Source organism: Nocardioides luteus (assembly GCF_015752315.1).
In the GTDB taxonomy this organism is placed as follows: Bacteria; Actinomycetota; Actinomycetes; order Propionibacteriales; family Nocardioidaceae; genus Nocardioides.
This window is the reverse complement of the sequence record NZ_JADOVJ010000001.1, coordinates 3847969-3862338: the sequence shown is the minus strand read 5'-3', so window position 1 is coordinate 3862338 and position 14370 is coordinate 3847969. Positions and strand designations below refer to the sequence as shown.

Below are 14370 nucleotides of genomic sequence, written 5' to 3'. Positions count from 1 at the left end.
CGATGAGAATGGTCACCGACCGCGAGCGGCGGGCGAGGCTGGCCCGGCGACACGGGCTCGCCCCCGACCACAGGTACGCCGACGTGGCCGCCGCGACGGAGGCGATGACCGCCTGGCACGCGACCGAGGCCGCGACCGTCCATCTCGCGCTGCACGCGCGGGTCCGCGACCTCCGGGTCGAGGACGTCGAGCGGGCGCTCTACGAGGAGCGGTCGCTGGTCAAGCAGCTGGCGATGCGGCGCACCCTCTTCGCCTTCCCGCGCGACCTGGTCGCGGCTGCGTGGGGGAGCGCGTCGGCCCGGGTCGCCGCCCAGGAGGAGAAGAACCTCCACAAGTGGCTGACCGCGGGCGGCATCGTCGAGGACCAGGACGGCTGGATCGAGAAGGCGTACGCAGCGACGCTCGCGGCGCTGGCCGACGGTGAGCCGCGGACCACGACGCAGCTGCGCGAGCTGGTCCCGGAGCTCGACGTCCGCTTCCGGATGGGCGCTCCCGGCAAGAAGTGGGGCGGCGAGTTCGCGATCGGGCGGTGGGTGATCGGCACCCTCGCCGCGCAGGGGCGGCTGATGCGGGCGACCAACCTCGGCCACTGGCGGCTGAACAAGCCGGCATGGACGCTCACCGAGTCGTGGCTCGATGCGATGCCGGTCCCGCTCACCCCGGCGGAGGGCTACGCCGAGCTCGTCCGCCGCTGGCTGTGGACGTTCGGTCCCGGCACCGAGGCCGACCTGGTCTGGTGGCTCGGGTCCACGAAGTCGGCGGTGCGAGCGGCGCTCGCCGCGGTGGAGGCCGTCGAGGTCGGGCTGGAGGGCGGCGGCACCGGCTGGGTGCTGCCGGACGACCCGATCGCCACTTCTCCCGAGCCCGAGATCGAGCCCTGGGCCGCGCTGCTGCCCACCCTCGACCCCACCGTCATGGGCTGGAGGGAACGCGGGTTCTATCTCGACGCGGAGGACGTGGCGTACCTCTTCGACTCCAACGGCAACGCCGGCAACACCGCCTGGTGGGACGGCCGGATCGTGGGCGCCTGGGCGCAGGACGACGACGGCCGGGTGCACCCGATCGTGCGCCACGACATCGGCGACGCCGGGCGGGCGGCGCTGGCGACCGAGGCCGCGCGGCTCACCGAGTGGCTCGACGGGGTCGTGATCGTGAACGTCTACAAGTCGCGCCAGATGAAAGAAGCGACCCTTCCCTGAGTTTCGTTGGCGTCCGGATATCGGTCTGTTGACAGGGTGTATGCGATACTCCGAGACGACTGCTCAAACAATCGGGCCCGACCCGAGGAATGGACAGTCCGACGACGCCTCGCCGGCGTGGGTCCCTCCGGGGCCTCGCTCCGGCACACAGGAGGTAGGTCGTCACCAGACCGCGACGCAGGCCTAGCAGGTCAGTGAGAGCGACTCGCCCGGGAAGGTCCCGGACGGCCGAGCGACCGCGGCAGGTGACGAACCGCAGCCTGTGACGCACCACTGCGGAGGATGCCGCCGCCCTGACAAGCTTTGCGCCGCGACGCGGCTGCTACGTGGAAAATAGCTCGATACTGCGCAGCGCCCGTTTCCCGGCACCTGACTATCCGGCACCTGTGAAGGTCCTGGATGAGGAGAACGGCATGGCCGACGAGACCACTGTCGAGAACACCGAGAACGGCGCTGAAACGCCGCAGACCCCGGTGACCGACACGAACGACGCGGAGACCACCGCGGAATCAACTCCCGCGAAGAAGACCGCGGCGAAGAAGACCACGCGCAAGCGTACGACCAAGAAGGCTGTCGCGGCCCCGACGGAGGGCACCGAGGAGTCCGCCGAGACGCGCGAGGCCGCCGAGGCCCCCGCCAAGAAGACTGCTGCGAAGAAGACGACCCGGAAGCGTACGACCAAGAAGGCTGCCGCTGCGGCGCCGGCCGAGGTCGAGACCACCGAGATCCCTGCTGCGCCGGAGGGTGAGGCCGCCGAGGCCCCCACCGAGACCACCGAAGCCGCCGAGACCGTCGAGGTCCCGGCGAAGAAGACGGCGGCGAAGAAGACCGCTGCCAAGCGGACGACGAAGAAGGCGGCCGCGAAGAAGGCCGCCGCCCCGGTCGTCGAGCCCGTCGAGGCCCCCGCCGAGGAGGTCGCCGACGAGGACGTCGAGGAGACCGAGACCGAGCAGGCCGGCCCGGTGGCCCCCGCGGTGCTGTTCCAGGCGCCGACGAAGACCACCACCCGTCGGCGTACGCGGAAGGCAGCCGAGCCGAAGCCCGTCGAGGAGCCCGCCGAGGCCGCCGTCGAGACGCCCGCCGAGGAGGTGGCGCTCGCCGCCGAGCCGGTCGCGGAGCCGGCTGCCGAGGAGGCTCCGGCCCGGGGCCGCAGGCGCAACGCGCGCCGCGCCGAGCCGGTCGAGGAGACGGCCGCCGAGGAGGAGCCGACCGAGGTCGAGGCTGAGGTCACCGACACCGAGTCCGAGACCGACTCCGACGAGAGCTCGGCCGACGACGGCGAGGGTGGCGGCAACGGCCGTCGTCGTCGCCGCCGTGGCGGCCGTCGTCGCCGCAAGGGTGCCAACGGCGACGCCGAGGGCTCCGACACGACCGACGCCGAGGGGTCCGACGACTCCGAGGGCGAGAGCGACGAGAAGGACGCCGACGCCGACCAGCAGGGCGAGGGCGGCAGCTCCTCGCGCCGTCGCCGTCGTCGCCGCCGTGCGGGCGAGGCCTCGGGCGAGGCCGGCGACGACCCGGAGAACACCGTCACCAAGGTCCGCCAGAGCCGCACCGGCGAGGACCAGATCACCGCGCTGTCGGGCTCGACCCGCCTGGAGGCCAAGAAGCAGCGCCGCCGCGAGGGCCGCGAGGCCGGTCGCCGTCGCGCCCCGATCGTGAGCGAGGCCGAGTTCCTGGCCCGCCGCGAGTCGGTCGAGCGCGTCATGGTGATCCGCGAGCGCGAGGACCTCACCCAGATCGCGGTGCTCGAGGACAAGGTCCTCGTGGAGCACTACGTCGCCCGCGAGAGCCAGACCAGCCTGATCGGCAACGTCTACCTCGGCCGCGTCCAGAACGTGCTCCCCTCGATGGAGGCCGCGTTCATCGACATCGGCAAGGGCCGCAACGCGGTCCTCTACGCCGGTGAGGTCAACTGGGCCTCGCTCGGCTGGAAGGAGGGCCAGCCCCGCAAGATCGAGTCGGTGCTGACCTCCGGCCAGAAGGTGCTCGTCCAGGTGACGAAGGACCCGATCGGCCACAAGGGCGCCCGCCTGACCTCGCAGATCTCGCTGGCCGGCCGATTCCTGGTCTACGTGCCCGACGGCACCACCTCCGGCATCTCCCGCAAGCTGCCCGACACCGAGCGCAACCGCCTCAAGACCCTCCTGAAGGAGATCGTCCCCGACACGGCCGGCGTGATCGTACGCACCGCCGCGGAGGGCGCCGCCGAGGAGGAGCTGACCCGCGACGTCGAGCGGCTCAAGGCCCGGTGGGAGGACATCGAGAAGCGTGCGGGCGGCAACGCCCCGCAGCTGCTCTACGGCGAGCCCGACCTGACCCTGAAGGTCGTCCGCGACCTGTTCACCGAGGACTTCGCCAAGCTGGTCATCTCCGGCGACTCGTCGTGGGAGACCGTCAAGGACTACGTCCAGTCGGTGGCCCCCGACCTCGAGGAGCGCGTGGAGAAGTACGACGGCGAGGCCGACGCCTTCGCTGCGTACCGGATCGACGAGCAGATCGCCAAGGGCCTGGACCGCAAGGTCTGGCTGCCCTCCGGCGGCTCGCTGATCATCGACCGCACCGAGGCGATGACCGTCGTCGACGTCAACACCGGCAAGTTCACCGGCTCCGGCGGCAACCTGGAGGAGACGGTCACCAAGAACAACCTCGAGGCGGCCGAGGAGATCGTGCGCCAGCTGCGGCTGCGCGACATCGGCGGCATCATCGTCGTCGACTTCATCGACATGGTCCTCGAGTCCAACCGCGACCTGGTGCTCCGTCGCCTGGTCGAGTGCCTGGGCCGTGACCGCACCCGTCACCAGGTCGCCGAGGTCACCTCGCTGGGTCTGGTGCAGATGACGCGTAAGCGGATCGGCACCGGCCTGCTCGAGGCGTTCTCGGAGAACTGCGACGCCTGCGGCGGCCGCGGTCTGGTGATCCACGAGCACCCGGTCGAGCCCGGCAAGTCCTCCGGTGTCGCCCCCGACGAGCCGCGCTCGCGTCGTCGTGGCGGTCGCGGCGGCCGCGGTAAGGGCCGCGACGAGATCGGTGGCGAGCAGCGCCCCGAGCCCGTCGAGGAGTCCGCCAGGACGCCGTCGCCGGCCGAGTTCGCCGCGATGGCCGGACAGACGGAGAAGGTCGACGAGCCGGCCGCGGTGGCCGAGTCCGTCGAGACCCCCGAGGAGACGGTTCCGAGCGAGCCCGAGACCGCCGAGGCCCCGAAGGTCACGACCCGCACGCGCTCTCGCCGGTCGAAGGCTGCGACCACCGAGGAGCCCACGGCGGCCGAGTCCACCGAGCCGGCCGAGACCGTCCAGCCCGTCGAGACCGCTCCCGAGCAGGTCGAGGCACCGAAGGTGACGACGCGTACGCGTTCGCGCCGGTCCAAGGCGTCGACCCCGGCGCCCGAGCCGGTCGAGGCCGAGACCCCCGCCGAGCCGGTCGCCGAGGCGCCCGCGGCTGCCCCCGCCGAGCCGGAGGCTCCGAAGGTCACCACCCGCACCCGCACCCGTCGTGCCGCCACGACCGGCCGTCCGGTCCTGGCCGCGGTGGTCGGGAGCTCGACCTCCGAGCCGAAGCCGGCCGCGGAGAAGCCCGCCCCGGTGGCCCCGCCGGCCGAGCCCGAGGCGGCTGAGCCCGAGGTGACCGAGCCGGAAGCGATCGAGCCCGAGGCGACCGAGCCCGAGACCACCGAGCCCGCGGTCGCTGCGCCGGTCGCGGCCGAGCCGGTCGACTCCAAGCCGAAGGTGGTCACCCGGCAGCGCCGCGGTGCCCGCCGCGAGGTGGTGAGCACGGGCGAGGGCGCGGTGATGACCGCGACCAAGCACGAGGCGCCGGTCGTCAGCAACGGCACCGCGTCCACCCCGGCGCCGAAGGTCGTGACCCGCACCCGTGGTGGCGCCAGCCGCGACACCACGCCGACCCAGGACAGCTGACAGACCACGACGCCCCGGTGACCCCCCTCGTGGTCACCGGGGCGTCGTGCTGTCTCCGAACGCGCTCTCAGCCCTCCCAGCTCTCGAGGGTCTTGCGTGCCCCGATGGCGTGCAGGGACGCCAGGGCCTCGGCGTACGGCTCGGTGAACTCGGGGTAGTCGACGAGGTCGCCGAAGAGGTCGGGGTCGCGGAGGAAGGCGAGCGGGTCGTCGCGCTGGGCGATCGCCCGCGCCATCACCTCGGCCCGGCGCCGGTCGACGATGTCGATCGGCGCGCCCTGCTCGTCGACGCCCTCGGCGTAGCGGGCCCAGGAGGCGACGACGAGCGCCGAACGGCGCACCGAGCCTCCGGAGGCGAGCTGCGCCGAGATGACGGGTACGAGCCACTTCGGGATCCGGTCGGAGCTCTCCGCGCACAGCCGGGCGAGGGTGTCGCGGATGTGGGGGTTGGCGAAGCGGGAGATCAGCTCGCGCCGGTAGCGGTCCAGGTCCACCCCGGGCACCGGCGGCAGCGTCGGGGTTCCCTCCTGGGTCATGTAGCCCAGCAGGAAGTCGACGAAGAGCGGGTCGGCGCAGACCTCGTGGGCGTAGCGGTAGCCGGAGAGGTAGCCGAGGTAGCACAGCGCCTGGTGGCTGGCGTTGAGGAGCCGCAGCTTCATCAGCTCGTAGGGCTCGACGTCGGGCACCATCTCGACCCCGGCCCGCTCGAACGGCGGCCGTCCCTGCGGGAAGTGGTCCTCGAGCACCCACTGCGAGAACGGCTCGCTGACCACCGGCCAGGCGTCCTCGATCCCGAAGCGCCAGCCGACCTCCTCGAGGTCGGCGTCCGTGGTGGCCGGGGTGATCCGGTCCACCATCGAGCTCGGGAAGGCGACGTCGGAGGCGATCCAGGCTCCCAAGTCCGGGTCGCGCAGGGACGCGAACGCCGACATCATCGCCCGGGCGACGTCGCCGTTGCCGGCGATGTTGTCGCACGACATCACCGTGAACGGAGCCACGCCCGCGGCCCGTCGGCGAGCCAGCGCCTCCACGACGTACCCGAAGGCCGTCGACGGCACCGCCCCCGGCTCCAGGTCCGCCTGGATATCGGGGTCGGAGGCGTCGAAGCCGCCGGTCGCCTGATTGACGTGGTAGCCGCCCTCGGTGATGGTGAGCGACACGATCCGGATCCGCGGGTCGGTGAGCAGCGCCAGCACGGCCTCGGGGGAGTCGGGGGCGAAGAGGTAGTCGATGATCGAGCCGATCACCCGCCCGTGCACGCCGCCGTCCGGGGCACGCTCGACGAGCGTGTAGAGATGGTCCTGGGCGGCGAGAGCATCCCGCATGCGTACGTCCTGGGGCATCAGCCCCACCCCGACGATGCCCCAGTCGGTGATGCCCGAGGCGAGCAGGTCGTCGATGTAGCGCGCCTGGTGGGCGCGGTGGAAGCCGCCGACCCCGAGATGCACGATCCCGGGGGTGACGGCGGAGCGGTCGTAGGCGGGGACGGCGATGGCCGCAGACAGCTCGCCGAGCCGAGCTGACGTGAGTGGTGCGTAGGTCATTTGACCGCCCCGAGGGAGAGGCCCTGGACCAGCTTGTCCTGGGCGGCGAAGCCGGCGATGAGCACGGGCAGGGAGATCAGCGTCGCCCCGGCGGCCAGCTCGGCCAGGTAGGCGTGCTCGGTCTGGATCAGCGTGTTCACGAAGACCGGACCCGTCTGCGCGGCGACCGAGGTCAGCACCTTGGCGTAGAGCTGCTCGTTCCAGGCGAAGATGAAGCAGATCAGCGACGTGGCCGCGACTCCCGGCATCGAGATGGGCGCGACGATGCGGGTCAGGATCCGGAACGTGCTGGCGCCGTCGATCGAGGCGGCCTCGATGATCGCGGGCGGCACCTCGGCCAGGAACGAGCGCATCATCCAGACCGCGATCGGCAGGTTCATCGCGGTGTAGAGCAGGATCAGGATGATCACGTTGTCGGGCATCTTGATCACCTGGGTCGTGAACAGGTAGATCGGCAGGATCCCCGCGACCATCGGCAGCATCTTCGTCGACAGGAAGAAGAACATCGCGTCCGACCACTTCTTCACCGGCCGGATCGAGAGGGAGTACGCGGCGGGGATGGCCAGCGCGAGCACGAGCAGCGTCGAGATCACGCTGGTGATCACCGAGTTGATCAGCGCCGGGGTGATCGGGTTCGCCGAGGTGAACAGGCCGCTGTAGTTGTCCAGCGTCAGCGGGGCACCCCAGCTGGGCGGGTAGGTCTGGGCGTCCTGCGGTGCGTGCAGCGAGGTCAGGACCATGTAGAGGATCGGGATCACGAAGATGATGCCGACCAGCCATGCTGCGATCGGGATGGCGATCTTCGCCACCCGTTGCCGGTTCCAGGTGTTCATCGGGCAGCCTCCTCGTCGGTCAGCAGGGACGACACGACGCGGAGCGCGAAGGTCGCGATGATCAGGGAGCCGATGACCACGACGACACCCAGCGCTGAGGCGACCCCGTAGTCCTTGGCGGAGTAGAACGTCTCGTACACGGCGAACGGGATGTTGGTGGAGTTCAGCCCGCCGGTCATGCCCAGGACCGAGTCGAAGTTCTGGACGATGAAGATCGTGCCGAGCACGATCGAGAGCTCGAGATAGCGGCGTACGTGGGGGAGCGTCATGTGCACGAACGTCTGCCAGCCGTTGCAGCCGTCGATGCTCGCCGCCTCCAGCACCTCAGGATCCTGCGACTGCAGGCCGGCGAGCAGGATCAGCATCATGAACGGCGTCCACTGCCAGATCAGCTCGATCTCGATGGCGAGCTTGGGATGGTCGGTCAGGAACGCGATGTCCTGGGCGCCGGGAACCCCGAGCTGCCCCAGCACGCCGTCGACCAGGCCGAACCCGGTCATCAGGATGCCGTTGCCCCAGAAGACAGCGGCCGCGATCGGCACGATCAGGAACGGTGCGATCATCATGGTGCGCACGAAGCCGCGGCCGATGAACGCGTGGTTGAGCAGCAGTGCGATCCCGAGGGCCAGCAGGGCGCTGACCCCGACGACGACCACGGTCATCTCGATCGTGTTGAGCACCGCCGTCCGGTAGGCCGGCGTCGTGAACACGGTCTTGAAGTTGTCGAAGCCGGCGAAGCTGCGCCCCGGTGCGTCGGGCTGGGCGCTCCAGCTCATGAACGACATCACCAGCGTCGCCACGAACGGCAGCTGGGTCACCACGATCAGGAAGACCAGCGCGGGCAGCAGCGGCGCGCGCAGCTTCCACGACTCCCGGCCCCATTTCCGGTACGCCGCGGGCGGCCGGGTCGCCGTCGGCTCCACTGTCGTGGGTAGAGGTGCGGTCACGGAGGCCATCACTGCTTCTCCTTCTGGACTTCGCCGTACTCCTGGGCGAGCGACTGACAGCGGTCGAGCGCCGCGTCGGTGGTCTTCGAGCCCGAGATCGCGCTGGAGAGCTGCTTGGCGCACTCGGTGCCGAAGTCGGTGAAGCTCGGGACCCCGACGAACTGGATGCCGTTGTAGGGCCGCTTCTGGACGCCGGGGTTGTCGGCCTGGGCGTTCTTGATCGCGTTCATGGTCGGGGTGGCGAAAGAGCCGGCCACCTCGAGGTATTCGGGGTTCTCATAGGTCGAGGCCCGCTTGCCCGCGGGGACGTTGGTCGGCCCGCCGGTGTCGTGCTCGGTGTCGGCCATCACGAGCTCCTCGTACTCCTTGCTCGAGGCCCAGGCGACGAACTCCTTGGCGTCCTCCTGGTGGCGCGAGGCCTTCTGGATCGCCCAGGCCCAGGTGTAGAGCCAGCCGGCGTTCTGGGTCTGGTCGTGCGGGGCGGCGACGTAGCCGACCTTGCCCTTGACCGGCGACTCGGCCGCTTCCAGCGACCCGGCGCCGGAGGTGGCGTCGTACCACATCGCGACCTTGCCCTGCTGCATGGCGTTGAGGCACTGCGGGAAGCTGAAGGTCGCGGCACCCGCCTCGCCGTGCTCGCGGACCAGGTCGACGTAGAAGTTGGCCGCCTTCTTGAAGCCGCCCTTGTTGACCTGGGCGTTCCAGTCCTCGTCGAACCAGGTGCCGCCCATCGTGTTGACCACGGTCGTGATCGAGGCGAGGTTGTCGCCCCAGCCGGCCAGCCCGCGCAGGCAGATGCCACGCATGTCGGGCTCGGCCTCGTCGATCCGGGCGGCGAAATCGGCGACCTGGTCCCAGGTCGGCTCGGCCGGCATCTCGATGCCGTGCTTCTCGAAGAGATCCTTGCGGTACATCAGGAACGAGGACTCGCCGTAGAACGGCTGGCCGTAGACCTTGCCGTTGGCGGAGAGGGCCTCGGTCATCGGCGGCAGGATGTCGTCCTGGTCGAACTCGGGGTCGTTCGCGATGCTCTCCATGTCCGAGATCCAGCCGGCCTGGGCGTAGTAGGGGATCTCGAAGTTGGACAGCGTCGCCACGTCATAGATGCCGGACTGGTTGGCGAACTCGGTGCTCGCGGTGTCGCGCATGTCCTGCTCGACCTTGACCACGAAGTTCACCTCGATCCCGGTCTTCTCGGTGAAGTGCTCCGCGGTGAGCTCCTGGAGCTCGAGCATCTGGGGGTTGTTGACCATCAGCACCGTGATGCTGTGCTCGCCCGCGCTCGTCCCGCCGGCGCCCAGGCCGCCGGTGCCGCATGCCGTCAACATCACCGTCGCCAGTGATAGCGCTGTCAGCGCTGCGGAGGTCCGTCTCCGTACCCGCATTCGATCTGCCTCCTCGCAGTGTGACTGTCGTCACGACCACGATGGCGTAATTCGGGCTGGACCCCCTAGCCCGGTCGCGGCGCCCGAGTTGCCCGGTTGCTGCCCGTTCTCCGGGCGCTTCTCAGGCGCGGACGACCCGGGGCCCGAGCGCCGCGAACCGGCGGGCCTCGGAGGCCGGGAGCTCGATGCCGGTGATGAGCAGCTCGAAGTCGCGTACGCCCGCGAAGCGGCACAGGCTGGAGGCCCCGAACTTGGTGTGTGCGCCGAAGAAGATCCGCCGCCGGGAGCGTTCGATCGCGGTGCGCTTGACCGCGGCGACCGACGGGTCCTGCGTGGTCAGACCCTGCTCGCGGGAGATCCCGTTGGCGCCGATGTAGGCCAGGTCGATCACCAGGTCGTTCAGCATCCGGGTCGCCCACTGGTCCACGACGCCGCGGGTGATCGTGCGTACGCGCCCGCCGAGGACGATCACGGTGAGCTCGGGGTCCGCCGAGAGCCGGGTGGCCACCGGGAGCGAGGGGGTGATGACCGTCGCCGGCCCCTGGCCGAAGAGCTCCTCGGCCAGGAACTGCGGCATCGTGCCCTCGTCGATGTAGATCGTCTCCGCACCGTGCCGGTGCTGGAGGGCGGCGCGGGCGATCCGGTGCTTCTCGTCGACATCGCGCCCGGCGCGGAACTCGAGCGAGGTCTCGAAGCTGCCGCTCTCCAGCGCGACCGCGCCGCCGTAGACGCGTTCCACGACGCCGCGGTCGGCCAGGACCTTGAGGTCGCGCCGGATCGTCTCGACGCTCACCCCGAGATCGGGCGCCAGGTCGGTGACGGAGACCCGTCCGGTCGTACGTGCGCGCGCCAGGATCTCCTCCTGCCGGGTCTCGCTCGCGTGCGACGGTTCGGTCGACGTCATGGGCGCCATCATGCCCGGAATCGTGCCCGGTTCGCAGCGTACGTGGCCGAACCGGGCGCCCGATCGCCCGAATCGAGGGTTCGGGTGCACAATGTCCCGGCGGCGACCCGACGGTGTCCTGACAGCGTCCGGGGGAGTGGTGTCGCGGCGTTTTGCGGCTACCTGGTCGCGTACGTAATATTGACCCTCGGCGTGCGCAGTGCGCCGTTCCTGCAGGCAACCGCTGGCACCTATCGCTTCGGGGTCCAGTGATCACTTATGTGCACAGCTGCCGCGGGTAGACACAAGACTTTGAGTTCGGAGCATGAAGGAGACCGCGGTGTACGCGATCGTGAAGGCTGGCAGCAAGCAGCAGAAGGTCGTTGTCGGCGACGTCATCGAGATCGACCGCCTCGACGGCGAGGCCGGTGCTGCGGTCACGCTGCCGGTCGTCATGCTCGTCGACGGTGAGAACGTCACCACGACCGGCCTCGACAAGGCTTCGGTTGCGGCTGAGATCGTCGGTGCCTCCAAGGGCCCGAAGATCATCATCCAGAAGTACAAGAACAAGACCGGCTACAAGAAGCGCCAGGGTCACCGTCAGAAGTACACCCAGGTCAAGGTCACCGCGATCAACGCCTGATTCCGGCGTTCCAGAGATACTTGAAGGACTGAGAAGATGGCACACAAGAAGGGTGCGGCAAGCACCAAGAACGGTCGCGACTCCAACGCTCAGCGCCTCGGCGTGAAGCGCTTCGGCGGCCAGCTCGTCAACGCCGGTGAGATCATCGTCCGCCAGCGCGGCACGCACTTCCACCCCGGCACCAACGTCGGTCGTGGCGGCGACGACACCCTCTTCGCCCTGCAGTCGGGCGCGGTCGAGTTCGGCAAGCGCCGCGGCCGCCGGGTGATCAACATCGTCCCGGGCGACGCCTGAGCCAGACTTTCGAAGGGCCCTCTCCGCAAGGAGAGGGCCCTTTGGCGTCGTCGGGTGGGGTGGCGGTTCGTCCAGGTATGCAGCCGAACACTCACTTCCCACGTGGAACTCCAACCGGGAAGTGGCGGTTGGGCTACATACCCTTCGACAGGCTCAGGACACCGCCTAGACAAACATTCAGACGTACGCCGCGCGAGCCGCGATCGCCTCGAAGGTGTCCCACGAGACCTCCCACCGGGTCCCGGCGCGCGGCCAGTGGAGCGCGATGTCGGTGATCCCGATCTCGGCGTAGGAGCCGGCCAGGTCCTCGAACGCGTCGGCCGACTCGGTCCACGGCTCGTCGGTGAAGCCGGACATGGACAGCTTGGGCATGCTGTCGTAGTCGCGACCGTTCTTCTCGCACGCCTCGCGGAGCATCTCGAGCCGCTGGGCGACGAAGCCCTTCGGGTCGTCGCCCTGCGGGTTGGCGATCCAGCCGTCGCCGACCTCGGCGGTGAGCCGGATCCCGCGCGGGCCGTTGCCGGCCAGCCACAGCGGCGTACGCGGCTGCTGCACCTGACCGGGGGAGACCGTGACCTCGCGGGTCTGCCAGTGCTCGCCGTCGATCGTGACCGGCGACTCCCGCAGCAGCCGGTCGACGCTGCGCGTCCACTCCGCGAACCGGTCGGCGCGCTCGCGGGGTGTGAACTCGCGCCCGAGCACGTCGCCGTCGGAGGTGTGGTCGTCACCGCCGGCGCCGATGCCGATCGTGATGCGCCCGCCGGAGATGCGGTCGAGGCTGCGGATCGCGGCGGCGGTGGGGATCGGCGTACGGAAGTTGGGGGTGGTCACCAGCGTCCCGAGCCGGATCGTGGAGGTGAGGGCGGCTGCGGCCGCCATCGACGTGAACGCCTCCTCCCACGGGCTGTGCCCGCGCCACGCCAGGTGGTCGTAGACCCACGCCGTCTCGAACCCGAGCTGCTCGGCCTGCGCCCAGCGCTCGCCCATCGCCGGCCAGTCCTCGATCGGCCACATCACTGTTCCTACTCGCATGCGCACAGTCTGCACCGGGGACCGCGGGACGTCGCGCGGATAGCAGGTGTGGGGCATGCCGTCGGTAGGCTGGACCCATGGCTGTACCCACCTTCGTCGACCGCGTCACCCTCCACGTCGAGGCCGGTCGCGGCGGACACGGGGTGGCGTCGGTGCACCGCGAGAAGTTCAAGCCGCTGGGCGGCCCCGACGGCGGCAACGGCGGCCCGGGCGGATCGATCATCCTTCGGGTCGACCCCGACGTGACCACGCTGATCGACTACCACCACAGTCCCAAGCGCAAGGCCCCCAACGGCGGCCAGGGTGCCGGTGACCACAAGAACGGCGCCCACGGCGAGGACATGGTGCTGCCCGTCCCCGACGGCACCGTCGTGACCGACATGCGCGGCAACGTGCTGGCCGACCTGGTCGGCCCCGGCTCCGAGCTGGTGGTGGCCGAGGGTGGCCGTGGCGGTCTCGGCAACGCCGCGCTGGCCTCCTCCAAGCGCAAGGCCCCCGGCTTCGCGCTCCTCGGTGAGCCTGGCGAGTCGCGGGAGATCGGCCTGGAGCTCAAGGTCGTCGCCGACATCGGCCTCGTCGGCTTCCCGAGCGCGGGCAAGTCCTCGCTGATCGCGGCCATCTCGCGGGCCCGGCCGAAGATCGCCGACTACCCGTTCACGACCCTGGTGCCGAACCTCGGAGTCGTCAAGGGCGGCGAGATCACCTTCACCGTCGCCGACGTGCCCGGCCTGATCGAGGGCGCCGCCGACGGCCGCGGCCTCGGCCATGAGTTCCTGCGCCACATCGAGCGCTGCGCCGCGCTGGTGCACGTGATCGACACCGCGAGCATCGAGCCGGGCCGCAACCCGATCGACGACCTCGACGTCATCGAGAACGAGCTCTCCCGCCACGGCGGCCTCGAGGACCGGCCCCGGCTGGTCGCGCTCAACAAGGTCGACGTCCCCGACGGCCGGGAGATCGCCGAGATGACGATCGGCGAGTTCGAGAAGCGCGGCCTGAAGGTCTTCGAGATCTCGGCCGCCTCGGGTGAGGGCACCCAGCAGCTGATCTATGCGATGGCCGAGCTGGTGGCCGCCTCCCGCAAGGAGGTCCCGGTGGTGCCGCCGACCCGGATCGTGCTGCGTCCCGAGGGCGTCGAGGGCAAGAACGGCTTCACCGTCAAGGTCTCGAAGCACGGCGAATACCTCGTCCGTGGCCCGCAGCCCGAGCGCTGGGTGCGGCAGACCGACTTCGAGAACGAGGAGGCCGTGGGCTACCTCGCCGACCGCCTCAACCGGCTCGGCGTCGAGGAGCGCCTGGTCGAGCTCGGGGCCCAGGAGGGCGACACCGTCATCATCGGCGACCCGGCCAACGCGGTCGTCTTCGACTTCCGCCCCTCGATCGAGACCGGTGCCGAGATGCTCGGCCGCCGGGGCGAGGACCAGCGGTTCTACGAGGAGCGGCCCGCCGCCGCCCGGCGGCGCGAGATCGACGCCGGGATGGAGACCAAGGCGGAGTACGAGGCCCGGGCCGACGTCGCCCGCCGGCTGCGTGACGGGGCCGGCCCCGTGGCGTACGAGATCGGTGGCGAGGACGACCCGGACAGCGACTGGGCCGAGGACGACCCGGGCGAGTCGTCCCGCTCGACCAGCGGAAACTGACGGCTCGGCCGGCTCGGGCGCCGGTAGGATCCGGCGCAGCGGAGAGCACAGGCT

Annotated in this window: 10 protein-coding genes and 1 pseudogene; 5 read left to right on the top strand and 6 right to left on the bottom strand. The window is 70.3% G+C overall.

Translation table 11 applies throughout. The features are described from left to right. The first annotated feature begins 2 nt into the window (after positions 1–2). Positions 3–1199 (top strand): winged helix DNA-binding domain-containing protein, encoded by a 1197-nt coding sequence (locus tag HD557_RS18450; protein WP_196874924.1) that lies wholly within the window; start codon positions 3–5, stop codon positions 1197–1199. Between the two features lie 413 nt (positions 1200–1612). Further along, positions 1613–4225: pseudogene (locus HD557_RS18445) on the top strand (Rne/Rng family ribonuclease); the annotation flags it as partial. A 958-nt stretch (positions 4226–5183) separates the two neighbouring features. On the opposite strand, the gene HD557_RS18440 reads toward HD557_RS18445, so the two are convergent. From HD557_RS18440 to HD557_RS18420, 5 genes are all read right to left on the bottom strand, one after another. Next, positions 5184–6659 (bottom strand): mannitol dehydrogenase family protein, encoded by a 1476-nt coding sequence (locus tag HD557_RS18440; RefSeq protein WP_196874922.1) that lies wholly within the window; start codon positions 6657–6659, stop codon positions 5184–5186. Further along, a complete protein-coding gene (locus HD557_RS18435; RefSeq protein ID WP_008358508.1) occupies positions 6656–7492 on the bottom strand; it encodes a carbohydrate ABC transporter permease in 837 nt (278 codons plus the stop codon). The genes HD557_RS18440 and HD557_RS18435 overlap by 4 nt, the downstream gene beginning before the upstream one ends. Then, positions 7489–8448 carry a carbohydrate ABC transporter permease gene (locus tag HD557_RS18430; RefSeq protein WP_196874921.1) on the bottom strand — a complete coding sequence of 320 codons (960 nt, stop codon included), beginning with the start codon at positions 8446–8448 and terminating at the stop codon, positions 7489–7491. The genes HD557_RS18435 and HD557_RS18430 overlap by 4 nt, the downstream gene beginning before the upstream one ends. Next, positions 8448–9767 carry an ABC transporter substrate-binding protein gene (locus tag HD557_RS18425; RefSeq protein WP_231380358.1) on the bottom strand — a complete coding sequence of 440 codons (1320 nt, stop codon included), beginning with the start codon at positions 9765–9767 and terminating at the stop codon, positions 8448–8450. Before HD557_RS18425 ends, HD557_RS18430 begins: the two co-directional genes overlap by 1 nt. Before the next feature lie 178 nt (positions 9768–9945). Further along, entirely contained in the window at positions 9946–10728 is a 783-nt protein-coding gene (locus tag HD557_RS18420) for a DeoR/GlpR family DNA-binding transcription regulator (RefSeq protein ID WP_196874919.1), read from the bottom strand. Positions 10729–11047: 319 nt separating this feature from the next. Between HD557_RS18420 and rplU the strand changes: the two genes are divergently transcribed. Together rplU and rpmA are read left to right on the top strand one after the other, a co-directional pair. Then, entirely contained in the window at positions 11048–11350 is a 303-nt protein-coding gene (gene rplU / locus HD557_RS18415; RefSeq protein ID WP_008358499.1) for a 50S ribosomal protein L21, read from the top strand. 36 nt (positions 11351–11386) lie between these two features. Beyond that, on the top strand, positions 11387–11644 hold the full coding sequence (rpmA, locus tag HD557_RS18410; protein ID WP_196874918.1) for a 50S ribosomal protein L27: 258 nt from the start codon (positions 11387–11389) through the stop codon (positions 11642–11644). A gap of 177 nt (positions 11645–11821) precedes the next feature. On the opposite strand, the gene HD557_RS18405 is transcribed toward rpmA, so the two are convergent. Next, a complete protein-coding gene (locus HD557_RS18405) occupies positions 11822–12676 on the bottom strand; it encodes an LLM class flavin-dependent oxidoreductase (RefSeq protein ID WP_231380357.1) in 855 nt (284 codons plus the stop codon). A 77-nt stretch (positions 12677–12753) separates the two neighbouring features. Between HD557_RS18405 and obgE the strand changes: the two genes are divergently transcribed. Then, positions 12754–14316, top strand: a complete 1563-nt coding sequence (gene obgE, locus HD557_RS18400; protein ID WP_196874916.1) for a GTPase ObgE — start codon at positions 12754–12756, stop codon at positions 14314–14316. The last annotated feature ends 54 nt before the right edge of the window (positions 14317–14370 follow it).

Coding starts and splice junctions, on each gene's coding strand:
- HD557_RS18440 (WP_196874922.1), bottom strand. CDS start 6,659: ATGACCTACGCACCACTCACGTCAGCTCGGCTCGGCGAGCTGTCTGCG.
- HD557_RS18430 (WP_196874921.1), bottom strand. CDS start 8,448: ATGGCCTCCGTGACCGCACCTCTACCCACGACAGTGGAGCCGACGGCG.
- HD557_RS18425 (WP_231380358.1), bottom strand. CDS start 9,767: ATGTTGACGGCATGCGGCACCGGCGGCCTGGGCGCCGGCGGGACGAGC.
- rpmA (WP_196874918.1), top strand. CDS start 11,387: ATGGCACACAAGAAGGGTGCGGCAAGCACCAAGAACGGTCGCGACTCC.
- HD557_RS18405 (WP_231380357.1), bottom strand. CDS start 12,676: ATGCGAGTAGGAACAGTGATGTGGCCGATCGAGGACTGGCCGGCGATG.
- HD557_RS18450 (WP_196874924.1), top strand. CDS start 3: ATGAGAATGGTCACCGACCGCGAGCGGCGGGCGAGGCTGGCCCGGCGA.
- obgE (WP_196874916.1), top strand. CDS start 12,754: ATGGCTGTACCCACCTTCGTCGACCGCGTCACCCTCCACGTCGAGGCC.
- HD557_RS18435 (WP_008358508.1), bottom strand. CDS start 7,492: ATGAACACCTGGAACCGGCAACGGGTGGCGAAGATCGCCATCCCGATC.
- HD557_RS18420 (WP_196874919.1), bottom strand. CDS start 10,728: ATGACGTCGACCGAACCGTCGCACGCGAGCGAGACCCGGCAGGAGGAG.